The sequence below is a fragment of the Phenylobacterium sp. genome (assembly GCF_031425575.1).
Taxonomy (GTDB): Bacteria; Pseudomonadota; Alphaproteobacteria; order Caulobacterales; family Caulobacteraceae; genus Phenylobacterium.
In genome coordinates this window covers 1-16,086 of record NZ_JANPJP010000262.1, presented here as the reverse complement: position 1 = coordinate 16,086, position 16,086 = coordinate 1, and the positions used below count along the sequence as shown (strand labels likewise).

Annotated in this window: 18 protein-coding genes; 11 read left to right on the top strand and 7 right to left on the bottom strand. The window is 68.3% G+C overall.

What is annotated here, in order from left to right; all coding sequences use genetic code 11:
* Together RMO97_RS15275 and RMO97_RS15270 are read left to right on the top strand one after the other, a co-directional pair.
* Positions 1 to 211: hypothetical protein (locus tag RMO97_RS15275; RefSeq protein WP_310541900.1), on the top strand; the 211-nt coding region annotated here is incomplete at its 5' end.
* 1 nt (position 212) lies between these two features.
* Positions 213 to 668: a GNAT family N-acetyltransferase gene (locus RMO97_RS15270; RefSeq protein ID WP_310541899.1), complete on the top strand. Its 456-nt coding sequence runs from the start codon at positions 213 to 215 to the stop codon at positions 666 to 668.
* Here the strand turns inward: RMO97_RS15270 and RMO97_RS15265 are convergent.
* Positions 665 to 976: a DUF6665 family protein gene (locus RMO97_RS15265; protein ID WP_310541898.1), complete on the bottom strand. Its 312-nt coding sequence runs from the start codon at positions 974 to 976 to the stop codon at positions 665 to 667. The genes RMO97_RS15270 and RMO97_RS15265 overlap by 4 nt on opposite strands.
* 65 nt (positions 977 to 1,041) lie before the next feature.
* Positions 1,042 to 1,644 carry a TIGR00730 family Rossman fold protein gene (locus tag RMO97_RS15260; protein WP_310541897.1) on the bottom strand — a complete coding sequence of 201 codons (603 nt, stop codon included), beginning with the start codon at positions 1,642 to 1,644 and terminating at the stop codon, positions 1,042 to 1,044.
* Positions 1,645 to 1,746: 102 nt separating this feature from the next.
* Here RMO97_RS15260 and RMO97_RS15255 point away from each other — a divergent pair, with 102 nt between their 5' ends.
* Genes RMO97_RS15255 through RMO97_RS15240 form a run of 4 tightly spaced genes read left to right on the top strand, consistent with a single transcriptional unit; the run spans position 1,747 to position 5,274 of the window.
* Entirely contained in the window at positions 1,747 to 2,547 is an 801-nt protein-coding gene (locus RMO97_RS15255) for a hypothetical protein (RefSeq protein WP_310541896.1), read from the top strand.
* A 5-nt stretch (positions 2,548 to 2,552) separates the two neighbouring features.
* On the top strand, positions 2,553 to 4,391 hold the full coding sequence (locus tag RMO97_RS15250; protein WP_409035320.1) for an ABCB family ABC transporter ATP-binding protein/permease: 1,839 nt from the start codon (positions 2,553 to 2,555) through the stop codon (positions 4,389 to 4,391).
* The gene (locus RMO97_RS15245; protein ID WP_310541895.1) at positions 4,392 to 4,769 is read left to right on the top strand and encodes a hypothetical protein; all 378 of its coding nucleotides are present in this window, start codon (positions 4,392 to 4,394) and stop codon (positions 4,767 to 4,769) included.
* The gene (locus RMO97_RS15240) at positions 4,753 to 5,274 is read left to right on the top strand and encodes a GFA family protein (protein WP_310541894.1); all 522 of its coding nucleotides are present in this window, start codon (positions 4,753 to 4,755) and stop codon (positions 5,272 to 5,274) included. The genes RMO97_RS15245 and RMO97_RS15240 overlap by 17 nt, the downstream gene beginning before the upstream one ends.
* 229 nt (positions 5,275 to 5,503) lie before the next feature.
* On the opposite strand, the gene RMO97_RS15235 is transcribed toward RMO97_RS15240, so the two are convergent.
* Both RMO97_RS15235 and RMO97_RS15230 read right to left on the bottom strand, forming a co-directional pair.
* Entirely contained in the window at positions 5,504 to 8,746 is a 3,243-nt protein-coding gene (locus RMO97_RS15235) for an efflux RND transporter permease subunit (protein ID WP_310541893.1), read from the bottom strand.
* Positions 8,747 to 8,773: 27 nt separating this feature from the next.
* Positions 8,774 to 9,844: an efflux RND transporter periplasmic adaptor subunit gene (locus RMO97_RS15230; RefSeq protein WP_310541892.1), complete on the bottom strand. Its 1,071-nt coding sequence runs from the start codon at positions 9,842 to 9,844 to the stop codon at positions 8,774 to 8,776.
* Between the two features lie 251 nt (positions 9,845 to 10,095).
* On the opposite strand from RMO97_RS15230, the gene RMO97_RS15225 reads away from it, so the two are divergent.
* The 3 genes from RMO97_RS15225 to RMO97_RS15215 are packed head-to-tail and all read left to right on the top strand — an operon-like array spanning position 10,096 to position 12,201.
* Positions 10,096 to 10,536 carry a VOC family protein gene (locus tag RMO97_RS15225; RefSeq protein WP_310541891.1) on the top strand — a complete coding sequence of 147 codons (441 nt, stop codon included), beginning with the start codon at positions 10,096 to 10,098 and terminating at the stop codon, positions 10,534 to 10,536.
* Positions 10,536 to 11,318 carry an SDR family oxidoreductase gene (locus RMO97_RS15220; protein WP_310541890.1) on the top strand — a complete coding sequence of 261 codons (783 nt, stop codon included), beginning with the start codon at positions 10,536 to 10,538 and terminating at the stop codon, positions 11,316 to 11,318. Before RMO97_RS15225 ends, RMO97_RS15220 begins: the two co-directional genes overlap by 1 nt.
* Before the next feature lie 55 nt (positions 11,319 to 11,373).
* The gene (locus RMO97_RS15215) at positions 11,374 to 12,201 is read left to right on the top strand and encodes an aldo/keto reductase (RefSeq protein ID WP_310541889.1); all 828 of its coding nucleotides are present in this window, start codon (positions 11,374 to 11,376) and stop codon (positions 12,199 to 12,201) included.
* A gap of 5 nt (positions 12,202 to 12,206) precedes the next feature.
* On the opposite strand, the gene RMO97_RS15210 is transcribed toward RMO97_RS15215, so the two are convergent.
* Positions 12,207 to 12,905 carry a DUF1698 domain-containing protein gene (locus tag RMO97_RS15210; protein ID WP_310541888.1) on the bottom strand — a complete coding sequence of 233 codons (699 nt, stop codon included), beginning with the start codon at positions 12,903 to 12,905 and terminating at the stop codon, positions 12,207 to 12,209.
* A 93-nt stretch (positions 12,906 to 12,998) separates the two neighbouring features.
* Between RMO97_RS15210 and RMO97_RS15205 the strand changes: the two genes are divergently transcribed.
* On the top strand, positions 12,999 to 14,375 hold the full coding sequence (locus tag RMO97_RS15205) for a DUF6880 family protein (RefSeq protein ID WP_310541887.1): 1,377 nt from the start codon (positions 12,999 to 13,001) through the stop codon (positions 14,373 to 14,375).
* 68 nt (positions 14,376 to 14,443) lie between these two features.
* Positions 14,444 to 14,602, top strand: coding sequence for a hypothetical protein (locus tag RMO97_RS15200; protein WP_304776541.1), 159 nt, complete (start codon positions 14,444 to 14,446; stop codon positions 14,600 to 14,602).
* Position 14,603: 1 nt separating this feature from the next.
* On the opposite strand, the gene RMO97_RS15195 is transcribed toward RMO97_RS15200, so the two are convergent.
* Complete coding sequence (locus RMO97_RS15195; RefSeq protein WP_310541886.1) at positions 14,604 to 15,719, bottom strand: DJ-1/PfpI family protein; 1,116 nt, start codon at positions 15,717 to 15,719, stop codon at positions 14,604 to 14,606.
* Between the two features lie 8 nt (positions 15,720 to 15,727).
* Positions 15,728 to 15,862, bottom strand: coding sequence for a hypothetical protein (locus tag RMO97_RS15190; RefSeq protein WP_310541885.1), 135 nt, complete (start codon positions 15,860 to 15,862; stop codon positions 15,728 to 15,730).
* Between the last annotated feature and the right edge of the window lie 224 nt (positions 15,863 to 16,086).

Here is a 16,086-nt window from a genome sequence, read left to right as displayed (position 1 = left end):
GGCGGGTTACTTCGAGGGGCTGGCGGCGGAGGGCTGGGCGCGGAGCACCTATCACGGCAAGCAGGTGGTGCTGGCCGGCGCGACCAAGGTCCATCTGCTGGTGGAATATTCCCGCGACCGGGCCGACGGGAGCGAGATCAGCCGCCACCGGAACCTGTGGATCGTCACACTGCAGGACGGCCGCTGGGGTTTGAAGCAGAGGTCCTATTGAGATGAGCGAGATCACACTGCGCACCGCCATCCCGGCTGACGCCGCCGCGATTCGCAACCTGACTCGGGCGGCCTACGCCAAGTGGGTTCCGCTGATAGGGCGTGAACCCAAGCCGATGGGGGTCGACTATGAGGCCGCCGTGCGCGCGCATCGGTTCGACCTTCTGTATATGGGCGGCGACTTGGCGGGGCTGATTGAGACGGTCGATGAGGGCGATCAGCTACTGATCGACAACGTTGCGGTGTCCCCAGATCATCAGGGGCAGGGGCTGGGCAGGCGGCTACTCGTCAACGCGGAGACCCTGGCGACGAACCTTGGTCATGGACGCATCCGGCTCGACACCAATAAGCGGTTCGAGGACAACATCGCGCTGTACCTGCGGGTGGGCTACCGGATCGACCGCGAGGCGCCGATCGGCGACGGCTTCGTGGTCCATATGAGCAAGAATCTCGCCTAGCTCGCCCCCAGCCGCGTCAGCACTTCGCGGGGGATCTGGTGGTGGGCGATGACCGGGCGCTGGTCGCGCAGGCCCAGCGACTCGCGCTGAACAAAGAACATCCAGACGGCCCTGGCGGCGGCCTTCACGACGGCGTCGCGGGGCTCGGTGCGGTCCTCGCCGGCGTCCCAGGCGCGCAGGGCCTCGAGCGCCTTGATCATCTTGTTGTCCATGCGGCCGAGGGCTGCGGCGGCCTCGCCGGCCATCTCGTGCTGCAGGACATCAAAGCCGCTGTCGCGGGCCGAGGGCGCGTTGCGCTTGGTGAACATGGGCGCTCCCATTGATCGGTCGTTGGAGATTAGCCAACTCCGCGGGGGAATGGCTAGTTGCGTGCTCAGGTCATCCGCAGGACGACGCTCTCCGGTATCGGCTCGGCCGGCTGCAGGCCGCTCAGCGCCGGGATGATGTCCTCGACGCGGTCGACGGAGATCCAGCTGTCCATGAACTCCGGCGGAGTCAGCCGGGCGTCCACCGTGTGTTTGAACAGCGCGTAGAGCGGTTCCCAGAAGCCGCCGGGGCTGTAGAAGACCACCGGCTTGGCGTGCAGGTCGAGCCTGCGCCACGACAGCAGCTCGACGATCTCTTCCAGGGTGCCGATGCCGCCGGGCAGGACGATGAAGCTGTCGGAGCGGTCGAACATGATCTGCTTGCGCTCGTGCATGGAGGACACGACGATGGTCTCCACCACGTCGAGGCGGCGCTCGCGGACCTTCAGGAAGTGGGGGATGATCCCCAAGACATCGCCGCCGGCCTCGTGAGCCGCGATGGCGCAGGCGCCCATCAGGCCGACGCCGCCGCCGCCGTAGATCAGCTTCAGCTTCGCGGCCGCCAGCTCCCGCCCGAGCTGAGCGGCGTCGGCCAGCAGCTGGGGATCGGCGGCGTCGGACGAGCCGCAGAACACGCAGGCGCTCGAAAGGGGGGCGAGGTCTTGCCCCATGGGCGGTAAGCTCCGGAAAAGGACTCAGGTGCGCGCTGCTGACAGTTTTCGGCGCGCGGATTGGATTAGCTAGGGTCTGGGTTAAGGAGTTTCAAGCAAGCCGTGTTCCGCGTCCTGATTCCTATCGCCGCAGCGGGGCTGCTGAGCGCCTGCGGGGCCGAGGCGCCGCGCGTGCCCCTGGTGGCCAAGAAAGAGCCCGCGGCCGAGGCCGGCTATATCTCGGCCCCCATGGTCAGCCGCATCGAGACCACGGCGGCGGGCGTGACCCTGACCGGCTCGGCCCCGGCCGGCGCGCCGGTGCGGCTGGCCAGTCCCGACGGCGCCAGCCTCTCGGCCTCGGCCGACAACAAGGGGATCTGGCGCCTGACCATGGCGCCGGCCGCGACGCCACGGCTGTTTGGCCTGTCGACGATCCAGGGCAAGCGCACGGTGCAATCGGAGGGCTACCTGCTGCTGACGCCGGAGGGGCAGGGCTACCAGCTGCGCGCCGGCGCCGGCGCCATCCGGATCGGCGCGGTGGCGGCGCCCGCCATCACCGCCTTCGATTTCGACCGCGAGGGGGCGGCCATGGTCTCAGGAGTCGCGCCGGCGGGGACGGCCATCACCGTGCGCGCCGACGGCCGCCAGAGCGCCGACGGACGGTCGAACGTCACCGGCGCCTTCGCCATCTCCCTGACCCAGCCCCTGACGCCCGGGACGCACACCATCAAGATCTACAACGACGGCGCCGAAGCCTCCGTGACCGTCGACACCTCGCCCGCGGCCTCCCTGACCGACGGGCCCTTCCGCAGCAGCCGCACGCCGGCCGGCCTGCGGGTGGACTGGATGACGCCGGGCGGCGGCGTACAGTCCACCGTGATCATCAACCAGGCCGATAGGGCCGTCGGAGTTCCTTCAAGGTGACATTCATGCACGCCGGCGGTGACCGGCGGTTCGCAACCCCCGGGGCCGTGTCGCCGCCGACGGTGACGTTCAGCTTCTGGGCGTCGATGGCCGACCTGTGGCGGCTGGTGATGCGGTCGGGCGCTGAGGGCCTGGCCTGGCGGCTGCCGGTCTCCCTGGTCATGGTGTTCGTCGGCAAGCTGGCCGGTGTGACGGCGCCGGTGATGCTGGGGGACGCCATTAACACCCTGTCGCCCGCGGCCGGGTCGGCAGTGGCGGTGGGGGCCGACTTCGTGACCCTGGCCCTGGGGTTTGCGGGCCTGAGGTTGATCTCGTCCTGCGCCCCCTATGTGCGTGACGCCATCTTCACCACGGTCTCCCAGTCCACCATGGCCAAGGCGGCAGTGGAGACCTTCGCCCATGCGCTCGCCCTGTCGCTCGATTTCCACCAGTCCAAGCAGACCGGGATGCTGGCCCGCATCATCGACCGCGGTGCGCGCTCAACCGACTTCCTGATCCGCAGCGTGGTGTTCAACCTGGGTCCCACGGCCGTCGAGCTGGTGATGGCGCTCGTGGTCATGGTGCTGCGGCTGGACTGGCGATTCGCGGCCACCACCTTCGTGACCATCGTCATCTACACGGTGGTGACCTTCAAGATCACCGACTGGCGGCTCAGCCACCGGCGCGAGCTGAACGAGGCCGACAGCCGCTCGGCGGGCCTCTCGGTGGACGCCATGATGAACTACGAGACGGTCAAGACCTTCGGCTCGGAGACCCGCACGGTCACCAAGTACGACGCCGCCATGGGCGCCTATGTCGTGGCCTCGGTGAAGGCCAACACCTCGCTGTCGCTGCTGAACGGCGTGCAGGCGGTGATCCTGACCATCGGCCTGGCTTTGATGACCGTTCTGGCCGGGGTGGAGGTGATGCAGGGGCGGATGCGGATTGGCGACGTCACCGTCGCCATCCTGCTGCTGACCGGCATCTACCAGCCCCTGAACATGCTGGGCTTCAACTACCGCGAGATCCGTCAGGCCTTCATCGACATGGAGCAGATGGTCAGCCTCGCCGCCCTGAAGCCCGACATCGTCGACGCGCCGGACGCCCAGGACCTGCCGCCGTCGGCGGTGCACGGGGCCGATGTGGCCTTCGAGGGGGTGACCTTCCAGCATGACGCCCGCTCCACGGGACTGCGTGAGGTGAGCTTCCATGCGCCGCCCGGAACCACCACGGCCATCGTCGGCCCCTCGGGCGCCGGCAAGACCACCGCGGTGCGCCTGGCCCTGCGGCTGATCGATCCGCAAGGTGGCCGCGTCACCATCGACGGCATGGACCTGCGCCAAGTCAAGCAGGCCTCGCTGCGCCGCTCGGTGGCCCTGGTGCCGCAGGACGTCGCCCTGTTCAATGACACCGTCTACGCCAATATCGGCTTCGCCCGCCCGGACGCGACCCCGGAGGAGGTGCGCAAGGCGGCCGAGGACGCCGAGCTGGGCGCCTTCATCGACGGCCTGCCGGGCGGCATGTCCACCATGGTGGGCGAGCGCGGCCTGAAGCTATCCGGCGGCGAACGCCAGCGGGTGGGGATCGCGCGCGCCCTTCTGGCCAATCCCCGGGTGCTGATCCTCGACGAGGCCACCAGCGCGCTCGACGGCCGCACCGAGGAGGCGATCCAGGCGACGCTGCGCAAGGTGCGGGCCGGACGCACCACCCTGGTGGTGGCCCACCGCCTCTCGACCATCGTCGACGCCGACCAGATCGTGGTGCTGCGGCGGGGCAAGATCGTGGAGCGCGGCACCCACGCGGAGCTGCTCGAGAAGGCAGGGGAGTATGCGGCGCTCTGGCGGCGGCAGACGCGGGAGCACTAGATGGCGGAGCACAGGCCGCTGTCGCCCTTCGGAGCCTGGCGCAGACAGCACCAAGGCGCAATCGTGGTCGCTGTCGGCGTGCTGTTCGTCGTCGGGGTCTTGGCGCTGTTCGCGTTCCAGCTGCGGGCGGGGCCGGGTGTTGTCGTCTATGGAACCGTCACCGGGATCGGTATGAGGGAGTCGGAGACAGGCAGCCGCCCTGTGGCTCATCTCGAGGTCGATGGACGCCAGGTCACCGTGGGCCTTTCACGGGCCAACGGATGTCAGGTCGGTGACCGCATACGGGTCTATCGCCACAAGCAGCCCTTAGGTGTGTCGTACAGGGCGACGATCCAGCCCTGCGAGATGGCCGATGGCCAGCATGCGCAAACCCGCTAGCGCCCCCAAGACTCCCAAGCCCAAGGTCTCCGCCGTGCAGTCGGTGGGCCGCTGCGTTTGCGGGGCCGTGAGCCTGGAGATCGACGTGCCGGCGGTCTGGGCCTGGCATGACCATTCGCCCGCCAGCCGCCATGCCCAGGGGGCGGCCTACGCCACCTATGTGGGGAGCTGGCGCAGCCGCTTCCGCATCCTGGAGGGCGAGCACCACATCAGCCGCTACGAGGACCCGGAGCTCAAGACCGCGCGCAGCTTCTGCGCCCGCTGCGGGACGCCGCTGTTCTACGAGCGCGCCCGCTCGCCCAAGATGGTCAACATCCCCCGCGCCCTGTTCGCCGAGCGCACGGGCCGTGAGCCGCGCTATCACGGCGGGGTGGCGCAGATGGCCGACTGGACCTGGCGTGGGGAGGCGATGGCGCCGCTGAAGGGCTATCCGGGGGTGATGTTCGTGCGGCCCCGCAAGGCGGCCAAGCGCAAGCCCGCCGACGACAGTCTGTTTGAACCTTGAGGGAGACAATCCGATGACCCAACCGAGCCTGCCCTGGGCCCCGACTCCGGCGGAGCACAGCTTCGAGGCGTTTCCTCCGATGGAGACCTTTCAGGATCTGACCAAGGCGCATCTGGCGCGCTGATCGTCATCCCGGCCGCAGCGAAGCGGAGAGCCGGGACCCAGGGGCGGTGCGCTGGGCTCCTGGGTCCCGGATCGGCCTAACGGCCGTCCAGGATGACGGTGGCTGCTACTCCGCGGCCTTGGGCACGTCGCCGTCGTCGCCGAACACCATCTGGCGGTCGCGCGGCGGCTTCCGGCCGAGGCGGGGCCCGAGGGTGGCGTCCCAGGCCCAGCGGAAACGTTGTGCCATGATCTTCGGCGCGGCCAGCAGGACGGGCGTCAGGATCAGGGTCAGCAGGGTCGCGAAGGTCAGACCCCAGACCACGGCGCCCGAGAGCTGCACCCACCATTCCGACCCCGGCGCCTTGTACTCGATATGGCCGCTGTGGAAGTTCGGGTGAATCTGGAACATCAGCGGCAGCAGTCCGACGACGGTGACCAGGGTGGTCAGCATCACCGGACGGAACCGCTGGGTGGCGGCCCGCACCGCGGCGTCGTCGGCCTCATAGCCCGACCGGCGAAGCTGGTAGTAGGTGTCCACCAGCACGATGTTGTGGCCCACCACGACCCCGGCCAGGGCGACGACCCCGGTGCCGAGCATGATCACCGAGATGTAATCGAAGGTGTGCAGCAGGTTAACCTGCACCCCCAGCAGCACCCCCACCGTCGAAAGTGCGACCGCCGACAGGGTCACCAGCACGCCGTAGAAGCTGTTGAACTGCCAGAGCAGGATGATGCCCATCATGAAGAGCGAGGCGGCCATGGCGGTCATGAAGAAGACCGCGGCCTTCTGGCCCTCCTCGTCGGCGCCGGTGAATTTCCAGCGGACGGATGAATCGATGGGAGCCTTCTCCAGCCAGGTCTTGAGCTCCTCGATCTTCTGGTTCGCGGCGACACCCTCCGGCGTGTTGGCCTGGATCAGCACCAGCCGCTGGCTGTCGCGCCGCTGGATGTTGATGACCTGCTGGGCCGGCACCCGCTTGACGAAATAGCTGGCGGGCACAGGGCCCTGGGCCGTGGGAATCTTCATGTTCTCGAAGGCCGCCACGTTGCGGCCCTCGGGGGCGAAGCGCACCCGGATGTCCAGCTCGTCCTCGGCGTCGTCGGGGCGGAAGCGGCCCACCAGCACGCCGCCGGTGGTGTACTGGATCGCCTGGCCGACGCTGAGCACATCGACGCCGTAGCGGCCGGCGGCCTCGCGGTCGACGGTGAGGTTCCACTCGATGCCGGGCGAGGTGCGGTTGTCCTCCAGCTCGATGAGCTGGCGGTCGGTGGCGAGCCTGGCCTTGATCATGTCGGCGGTCTTGTTCAGCTCGACAGGGTTGTTGCCGCGCAGTTCGACCTGGATGTCCTTGCCGGTGGGCGGGCCGCCCTGGGGCTCCCTGACCTCGGTCTGCATGCCGGGAATGTCGGCGACGCGTTTGCGGATTTCGTTGGCGATGTCCTTGCCGCGCAGGCCAAGTTCCTTGCGCTCCTCGTACTCGGAGAAGTCCAGGGAGATGCGGCCAATCGTGTCGTTGGGCGGGCCGTTGGGCCCGCCGCCGCCGGTGGCGCCGGTGCGGACATAGACCGAGTTCACGCCCTTGACCCCGGTGAGGCGGCGCTCGACCTGGGCCACCAGGACGTCCTGGGCCTCAGGCGACATGTTGCCCCGGGCCTTGACGAAGACGTTCACGAACTCCGGGTCCTGGTCGAGGAAGAACTCGGTGCGGTGCGGGGTGTTGGCGAACCACATGAAGATGCCGACGATGATCGCCAGGGTCGCGGCCATGACCCGGAAGGGGTGTTGACCCAGATAGCTGATGTTGCGGGCGTACCAGCCCATGAAGCCGGTCATCTCGCGTGGGTCACCGCGCTCGGACTTCTCGATCTCGGCCAGGTGCTCGGCGTCCACGGCGGCCTTGCGGGCCACGATGGACCCCAGAGCCGGGGTGAAGATGAGGGCCACGAAGATCGAGGCGCCCAGGACGAAGAACAGGGTCAGCGGCAGGAAGCTCATGAACTTGCCGGGGATCGAGTTCCAGAACATGAACGGCAGGAAGGCGCATAGCGTGGTTAGGGTGCCGTTCAGCACCGGCCAGAACATCCGCGCGCCGGCGGCGGCGAAGGCCTCGCCCTTGGCCATGCCCTCGGCCATCTTCCGGTCGGCGTATTCCACCACCACGATGCCGCCGTCCACCAGGATCCCGACCGCCAGCACGAGGCCGAACATCACCATCTGGTTGAGGGTGATGTTCAGGGCGTTGAGCATCAGGAAGGCGATCATGAAACAGGCGGGAATCGCCAGGCCCACCATCAGGCCTTGACGGATGCCCAGGCTGGCCACGATGATCATCATCACCAGCAGGGTGGCCGACATCAGGCCGCTCTCCAGCACCACCAGGGTGCGGCCGATGAAGTCGCTCTCGTCGAAGATGTAGGCGACCTTGACGGTCTCGGGCCAACGCTTCTGTTCCTCGGCCACCACGGCCCGGACATTCTTCACCGTTTCCAGGACGTTGGCGCCCGAGCGCTTGGAGACATCGAGGGAATAGGCCGGCTGGCCGTTGAAGCGGCTGATGAAGGCGGCTTCCTTAAAGGTGCGGCGGACATCGCCGATGTCGCCGATGGTGATCAGCCGGTCACCGTTCTTCTTGATCGGCAGGGACAGGATGTCGGCGGGCTTCTCCACCACGCCCGGCACCTTGACCGCGAACTTGCCCGCACCCGAGCGCAGGTCGCCAGCGGGCACCAGCTGGTTGTTGCGGGCGATGACCTGGGAGATCTCGCCGGTGGTGACGTTGTAGGCCTCCATCCGCATGGGGTCGATGGTGACCTCGAGGAACTCCTCGCGGCCGCCGGTGAGGCTGGCCTCCAGCACCCCGGGCGAACTCTCCAAACGGTCCTGCAGGTCGCGGGCGATGCGCACCAGCTCGCGCTCGGGGGCGGCGCCGGAGAGCACGATGCCGATGACGGGGTCGCCGGAGAAGTTGGCTTCCTCGATGATCGGTTCCTCGGCGTCCGGCGGGAATCTGCCGCGCGCCAGGTCGACCTTGGCCCGGACGTCCTCCAGGACCTTGTCCTTGTTGAAGTCGGCCTCGAACTCCAGGTTGACGATCGCCATGCCCTGACGGGCGACGGCGTTCATCTGCTTGATGCCCTCGATGCTCTGGAGCTCGGTCTCCATAGGCTTGACCAGGAGCCGTTCGGCGTCTTCCGGACTGACCCCCGGATAGGGCACCACCACCGACACGAAGGGGATGGTGATGTCGGGATTGGATTCCCGGGGCATGCCGATATAGGCCATGAATCCGAAGATGCTGGCGATCAGGGTGACGCCCAGCACGACCTTGCGCCGTTTAATCGCGCCGTCGATCAAGGGTCCGATCATCGTCTCTGTCTCCAGGGGCGCCGGCGCTTAGCGCGCCGCGGCGACCCGAACCTTCTGACCTTCGGCCACGTAGGACTGGCCGACGGTGATGACGCGCACGGGTCCCGTGAGGCCCGCCACCCAGACGCCGGCGGCGTTCTCCTCGATCACCGTGACCGGGGCGAACGCCACCTGGTTGGTGGGCAGCACATAACGGACCCCCTGGCGGCCGGCCGAGTCCAGCACCAGGGACGAGACCGGCACCTGGTGGGCCGGGCCGGAGCCCGCGGAGATCTTGACGGTGGCCGAGAGGCCAGAGCGGACGCTCATGGACGGGTTCGCCGCGGCCACCTCGACGCGATAGGTGCGGGTCTGCGGATCGGCGTCGCGCGACAGATAGCGGACACGGCCGTTCAGGCGCTCACCCGACAGCAGGACGGCGGTGGCCGGCGCGCCGACGCGCAGCCTGCCGGCTTCGCTTTCAGGCAGGTCGCCGACGACCAGCAGCGGGTTCAGTTCGATCATGGTCCCGCAGGGCTGGCCCGGAGAGAGGTAGGCGCCGATCTCGGCGTCGCGCTTGTCGAACACGCCGGAGAAGGGCGCGCGGATGTTCATCTGCTGGACGCTGATCTCGGCCTGGCGCACCAGGGCCGCGGCGTTGTCGAGGTTGGCCTGGTCCTGCAGGACCTGGGTCTGGGAACGGAAGCCCTTCTTGGCCAGCTCCACTGAGGCCTGCTGGCTGAGCTGGCGAGAGCGCAGATTGGCGCGGGCCTGGTCGAGGCTGGCCTGGCGGGCGTCGATGTTCAGGCGGCAGAGGACCGCGCCCTTGGCGACGAAGCTGCCCTCGGTGGCGGGGGTGGAGGCCACGGTTCCGGCCGACTCCGACTTCACCACCACGGTGCGCGCGGACTCCGTGCGGCCACGGATGACCACTTCGTAGCCGTGCTGACTCTCAGGAGCGAGGACAACCTGGACGGAAGGCAGGGCCTGGGCGGCCACGGTCTTGGCCTCGGCGCTGGCCTTCTTGCCGCTGCCGCCGAAGATCGTGCCGATGATGAAGTAGAGCGCGACAAGGAGCCCGATTCCGGCCGCAAACAGGTAAGAAGATTTAACGCGCATACAGCCGTTTCCCCGAGCGCAGCAGTCGTTTGGCGACCGCATATGAATCGGTCGCTCACCCCAGTCCTACGTAGATAGGTTGCAGCGGCTTTTGATGCCACCGTTCTGCCAGCGCAAATGAAATCGCGGACAGGATGTTGTATGGCCGCATATTGTGCCCGCCAAGACGCAGGATCGCGGCACGACCGTGCCCCTTTGGGACAGACTGCGCCCAGCGCCTACCCTAGATTGAAGTCAGAGAGAACCGTCCGATGAAGTACCTCCACACCATGGTCCGCGTCGCCGACCTCGATGCGTCGCTGGCCTTCTACTGCGATCATCTGGGCCTGAAGGAAGTCAGCCGCGTGGAGAACAAGGGGGGCCGGTTCACCCTGGTTTTCCTGTGCGCGCCGGGGGACGAGGAGGCGGCCAGGAGCGCGCGCGCGCCCACCGTCGAGCTGACCTACAACTGGGACCCGGAGGATTATCAGGGCGGCCGCAATTTCGGCCACCTGGCCTATGCCGTCGATGACATCTACGAGACCTGCGCCCGGCTGCAGGCAGGCGGCGTGACCATTAACCGGCCTCCGCGCGACGGCCACATGGCCTTTGTCCGCTCGCCCGACGGCATCTCGGTGGAGCTGTTGCAGGCGGGACCGGCCAAGGCGCCGGCTGAGCCCTGGGCCTCCATGCCCAACGTCGGCGCCTGGTGATGGGAGCGCGGCTCGCGGGTCGAACGGCCCTGATCACCGGCGCGGCGGGTGGGATCGGCCTGGCCTGCGCCGAGGCCTTCGCCGCCGAGGGCTGCGATCTGGCGCTGATCGACATCGACGAGACGCGCCTGGCCGCCGCCGCCAGGGACCTGGCAAGGCGCTGGGGCCGGACGGTCCACGCCGTGCCCTGCGACGTATCCGACGCCGCCCTGGCCCAGAAGGCGGTGATCCGGTCGGCGGCCCTGCTCAGCCGCATCGACATCCTGGTGAACAACGCCGGCATCCTGGCGGCTGGCGACATCCTGGACTGCGAGCTGGCGGACTTCGACCGGGTGATGGCGGTGAACCTGCGCGCGCCCTTCGTGATCGGCCAGACCGTGGCCCGGCACATGGTGGACGCGAAGATCAAGGGCTCGATCATCAACATGTCCTCGGTCAACGCCGTCGTCGCGATTCCCAACCAGCTCGCCTATGTGACCTCCAAGGGCGGGATCTCTCAGCTTACCAAGTCCATGGCGCTCGCCCTGGCGCCGCACGGCGTCCGGGTCAACGCGATCGGCCCGGGCACCATCTCCACCGACATCCTCAAAGGCGTGATGGAGAATGACGACGCGCGCCGCCGGGTGCTGGCGCGCACGCCCATGAAGCGGTTCGGCGAGCCGTCGGAAGTCGGCATGGTCGCGGTGTTCCTGGCCAGCGAGGACGCCTCCTACATGACGGGCCAGACCCTCTATCCGGACGGCGGACGGCTGGCGCTGAACTATACGGTGGCGGTGGATTGACCCGGCGCCCGCGCGGCCTATGTCGGGCGGCCACCTCTCGCCGCCGGAGTTTCCCATGACCGCCCAGACCTTCCTGAAGCTCAATGACGGCCGGCTGATGCCCCAAGTGGGCCTGGGGGTCTGGCAGAGTCCGGCAGACACCACCGCCGACACCGTGGCCACGGCCATCGAGGCGGGCTACCTGGCCATCGACACGGCTTCGGCCTACCGCAACGAGGCCGGAGTGGGGGAGGGCGTCAGGCGCTCGGGCGTCGCCCGCGACAAGCTCTTCATCACCACCAAGCTGTGGAACGAGAACCAGGGCTATGACGGCGCCCTGGCGGCCTTCGACAAGAGCCTGGAGCGGCTGGGCCTGGACTATGTCGACCTCTACCTGATCCACTGGCCGGCCCCGACCCAGGACCTCTATCTCGACAGCTGGAAGGCGTTCGTGCGCCTGCGGGAGGAGGGACGGGCCAGGTCCATCGGCGTCTCCAACTTCAATATCGCCCACCTGGAACGCATCATCGGCGAGACCGGCATGACCCCGGCCGCCAATCAGATCGAACTGCATCCGCGTTTCCAGCAAGCCGAGTTGCGCGCCTATCACGCGGAGACGGGGATCATCACCACCTCCTGGAGCCCGCTGGGTCAGGGCAAGCTGCTGGAGGATCCGGTGATCGCCGGCGTCGCGGCCAAGCACGGGAAGACCCCGGCCCAGGTGATCATCCGCTGGCACCTGGACCTTGGCCTCACGGTCATTCCCAAGTCGGTGACCCCGGCGCGGATCGTGTCAAACCTCGACGTCTTCGGCTTTTCCCTGGACGCGGCGGACCTTGCGGCCATCGAGGGGCTCGCCGCCGCCGACGGTCGCATTGGGCCCGACCCCGCCAAGTTCGGCTAGGGGCCTCAGGCGGTCAGGAAGTCGTAGGCCACCTGCATCTTCTTGGAAGCCCACTCTTCGGGGTGGGTCGCGCAGTGGAACATGCCGCGGCTTTCATTGACCCAGCTCGACTCCACGATGAAGCCCGCGTCCACCAGCATCATCTCGCAGCACTTCGGATTGGGCGCCCAGAAGTTGGTGTAGTCGGCGTTGCTGGTGTCGACGGGCAGGTACTCGGCGAAGGGCTCGTCCTCGTGCTTGCGGCTGACGAGGGTCTCCAGGATCAGCTTGCCCTTGGTGTACTGGCGCAGCGCCCAGAGCGCCCGGCACATGTCGGGCAGATGGTAGAGCACGCCGAGGCAGATCACCACGTCGAAGGGCTCGATGGGCAGGGTGTCCAACTCATAGACATTGGACCGGATGAACCGGAATGGCCGCTCCGCCAGCTTCTCCATGGCCGCGAAGCCGTAGAAGTCCTTGGCGGCGTAGTCGACGGCGGTGACGCTGGCGCCGCGCGCGGTGAGCATCTTGGTGAAATAGCCGTCGGCGGGGCCGATCTCCAGGACGGTCATGCCCGTCATGTCCAGTGGCAGGTCCAGCTTGTCCAGCGTGCCGCTGGGGTCGTAGACGCCAGGCGTGATGACGCCGGGAAAAATCTCGAAGCGATGGTACCACCAGGGGCGCGAGGCCACGATCGCTTCGGCCTGCGCCTGATCTATGGGCATTGCGTCTCCGGGAGCTTGGACCGCCGAGTCGGCGTATCAGACTCAGTGCAACGCCTAGCGCTACAGTAGGATGCGCCGCATACGGAGTTTGGCTTGAAGCGTCCCGGCTCACGCAAGACCGTCACCGCCGCCAACCTGGCCGACCTGGGCGCCGAGCGTCTGGCGGAGGTCCTGATGGAGGTGGCCGAGGCCCAGCCCACCATCAAGCGCCGGCTACGCATGGAGCTGGCCGGGGAGGTCGGGCCTGAGGACCTGGCCACCGAGATCGCCAAGCGGCTCACGGCCATCGAGACCCGGCGGTCGCGGGTGCACTGGCGCAAGTACAAGGAGTTCGTGCGGGACCTGTCGCTGCAGCGGGCGATGATCACCGGCAAAATGGGGGAGAAGAAGCCGGCCCTGGCGCTAGAGTTTCTCTGGCGTTTCCTCGACATGGCCGAGGGCGTGCTGCGCCTGACCAAGGACGAAAAGGGCGAGGTGGAGGCGGTGTTCCTCGGGGCGGTCGAGGACCTCGGGCCTATCGCGGTCAAGGCCAGGGGGTCGACGACGGCGCTGGCGGAGCGCGCCTTCCAGGCCCTGGAGACCGACGAGGACGAGATTTTCGTGCGGCTGGTGGAGATCATCCTGCCGGCCCTCGACGCCGAGGGGATCGCGAGGCTGCGGCAGCTGCTAGAGGCAGCGATCGCCCGACGCGCCCGATCCAAGCCCGCTCTGCGGGCCGCCGTCCAGACCCTGGCCGACGCCCAGGGGGACGTGGACGGCTTCATCGCCACCATCACCGCCAGCGAGGCGCTGCAGCCCTGGACCGGCGCCCAGATCGCCAGCCGCCTGACCGCCGCCGGCCGTGCGCCCGAGGCCCTGGCGGCCCTGAAGCGCTCGGCTCCGCCGGCCTTCGCCGATGTGGCCCGCTCCCAGGCCCGTGTGGTGGCGTCCGCCCCCAGCCTGAAGGCCTGGGAGGACGCCTATCTCGACGCCCTGGAGGCCGACGGCCAGGCGCAGGCCGCCCAGGCCGTGCGCTGGACCGCCTTCGAGCAACGGCTGTCGGCCGACCGCCTGCGGGCCTACCTCAAGCGCCTGCCCGACTTCGACGACGTGGTGGCCGAGGACAAGGCCATGGCCTTCGTCGCCAGCTTCAAGAGCTTCCCCGCCGCCCTGCGCTTCCTCCTGGCCTGGCCGGCGGTGAGTCAGGCCGCCGCCCTGGTCTTGGCCCGCAGCGACGAGATCGATGGCGACGACTATGAGGGGCTGGAGGCCGCGGCCCTGGCCCTGGAGGGTCGCTATCCCCTGGCCGCCTCGCTGCTCTACCGGGCCATGATCACCCGGACCCTGAGGTTCAACCGTCGCGACCGCTTCGCTGACGCCGAGCGCTGGATCGCCGATCTGGGAACCCTGGCGCCCCAGATCGCGGAGTTCGGCGAATTCGAAACCCATTCCGACTTTGTGGGTCGGGTGGGACGCCATCCACAGGACTGAGCGACAAGGCGCCGCAAACGCCGGGATCGGGCCTTGCAGCGGGCGGTTTCGTGGCGCAGAGACGCGCCATGGCGATGCAGAAACGACGGATTGATCGCGCTCAGCGGTTTCGGGCGCGGCGGGTCTGGTGGGAACGCCACGGCTCCTTCGCGCGTGGACTCCTCACCGGGACCCTCCTGACCCTGCTGGCCGTCTGGCTCACCAAGATCGCGATGGCGACCTTCTAGCTCAGGGCGCCGTGGCGCGGGGTGTCTTGTATTCCAGGCCCAGCATCGCCAGGCGCGCCGTCGCCGGGCTGTAGCGCTTGCCTATGGCCGCGAGGCTTCCATCGATCTCCGCGGCGGGTGTCGGGTGCGTCGGCAGGACATAGCGGCCCGCCCTGGGCTCTGCGTCGGGCAGGATGGCCAGGCCCCGGTGCGAGAGCACGGTGGCCAGGCCGGGCCGCGTGGTCACCACCTTGGTGCGGTAGGTGCGCGACCAGGCGTCGGTGCGCAGGGCCAGGGTCACCTCGTCCGTCCCGTTGGCGATCGGCGTCTGCACCGTCTCATGGTTCCAGAAGGCCGCCAGGGTCCAGAGGCCATGGCGATAGTCGGCGACGGTGGGCTGGAAGTCGGCGGTGCGATGGGCGGGTCCCCAGTCCCGCACACCGATCCGGGCGGCTGTGGCTTGGGCGGTCGGACGGCCGGCGATGGCCTCCACCAAGGCCAGGCTGGCCGGGAGCGAGGCGGTGACCCCCGTGGTGGAGATGATCGGCCCGTCCTGCACATAGCGGCGGTCGCGGATCCAGGTGGTGTCGGGATAGGCCTTGGCCAGTCCCTTGAGCGCCGACCAGTGGGTGGTGGCCCGGCGGCCTTCCAGCAGGCCGGCATGGGCCAGCACCCGGGCGCCCTCGCAGATGGAGACGATGACCGCCCCTTTGGCGGCTTGAGCCCGCAGCCAGTTCGCCAGTTCGGGACTCTTGGGCTTCATCTGGGCCGGCACGACGATGATGTCGGCGCCCGCGGGCTCCGCGCGGTCGAACTCGTGCGTGGTCTGGTCGGCCAGGATCTTCAGGCTGGGCATCAGCTTGATGGGACCGGCCGCGGTGGCGACGCTGCGCACCTCGGCGACACCTGACTCCTTCAGGACGCCGTAGGGAATGGCGAAGTCGGTGGTCTCGGCGCCGGCGTTGTCGGCCAGGACCACCACCAGCGGCCTGGCCCGACCCGCCTTGGGCGCGGGAAGGGCCAGGCCGTCAGGCTGGACAAGCGCCGCGCTCGGCCCGGTCGCCGCGAAGGGCGCCACGGGCGTCAGGAAGGCGAGGGTCGCGGCGGTGGCCGCGGCGGCAAGGGCAAGCGTGCGCATGTCAGGCTTCAGCGGTCTTCGGTGGAGACGGGCGCGCTGGCCTGGGCCGGCGCGTTGCAGGCGCAGCTTTCACCGCAGGCGCAGGCGGGACCGCAGGCGCAGGGCTGGCAGGAGCAGCTGTCGTTGGAGCAGGGGTTCGTCATGGAAGTTGTCCTTCATCAGGGTTGTCGATGCGCAGACCTTAGGTGTCAAAACTTCTGGCGGAAATGTCATTGATGCCGCATATTACGCCATGACCTCGCTCCAGCCCGCGCCCCGCAACGTCGTTCTGATCGGCTATGACGGGGCCCAGTCCCTCGATCTCGTTGGTCCGCTGGAGGTGTTCGCCATGGCCAACCGCTATGCCGGCGCCCAGGCCTACAACATC

Bases quoted from the DNA above. Each gene is read 5' to 3' on its own strand.
- RMO97_RS15265 (WP_310541898.1), bottom strand. From the start codon at position 976: ATGTTCACCAAGCGCAACGCGCCCTCGGCCCGCGACAGCGGCTTTGAT.
- RMO97_RS15220 (WP_310541890.1), top strand. From the start codon at position 10,536: ATGGGAGCGCGGCTCGCGGGTCGAACGGCCCTGATCACCGGCGCGGCG.
- RMO97_RS15270 (WP_310541899.1), top strand. From the start codon at position 213: ATGAGCGAGATCACACTGCGCACCGCCATCCCGGCTGACGCCGCCGCG.
- RMO97_RS15235 (WP_310541893.1), bottom strand. From the start codon at position 8,746: ATGATCGGACCCTTGATCGACGGCGCGATTAAACGGCGCAAGGTCGTG.
- RMO97_RS15225 (WP_310541891.1), top strand. From the start codon at position 10,096: ATGAAGTACCTCCACACCATGGTCCGCGTCGCCGACCTCGATGCGTCG.
- RMO97_RS15250 (WP_409035320.1), top strand. From the start codon at position 2,553: ATGCACGCCGGCGGTGACCGGCGGTTCGCAACCCCCGGGGCCGTGTCG.
- RMO97_RS15230 (WP_310541892.1), bottom strand. From the start codon at position 9,844: ATGCGCGTTAAATCTTCTTACCTGTTTGCGGCCGGAATCGGGCTCCTT.
- RMO97_RS15215 (WP_310541889.1), top strand. From the start codon at position 11,374: ATGACCGCCCAGACCTTCCTGAAGCTCAATGACGGCCGGCTGATGCCC.
- RMO97_RS15245 (WP_310541895.1), top strand. From the start codon at position 4,392: ATGGCGGAGCACAGGCCGCTGTCGCCCTTCGGAGCCTGGCGCAGACAG.
- RMO97_RS15210 (WP_310541888.1), bottom strand. From the start codon at position 12,905: ATGCCCATAGATCAGGCGCAGGCCGAAGCGATCGTGGCCTCGCGCCCC.
- RMO97_RS15200 (WP_304776541.1), top strand. From the start codon at position 14,444: ATGGCGATGCAGAAACGACGGATTGATCGCGCTCAGCGGTTTCGGGCG.
- RMO97_RS15240 (WP_310541894.1), top strand. From the start codon at position 4,753: ATGCGCAAACCCGCTAGCGCCCCCAAGACTCCCAAGCCCAAGGTCTCC.
- RMO97_RS15260 (WP_310541897.1), bottom strand. From the start codon at position 1,644: ATGGGGCAAGACCTCGCCCCCCTTTCGAGCGCCTGCGTGTTCTGCGGC.
- RMO97_RS15190 (WP_310541885.1), bottom strand. From the start codon at position 15,862: ATGACGAACCCCTGCTCCAACGACAGCTGCTCCTGCCAGCCCTGCGCC.
- RMO97_RS15195 (WP_310541886.1), bottom strand. From the start codon at position 15,719: ATGCGCACGCTTGCCCTTGCCGCCGCGGCCACCGCCGCGACCCTCGCC.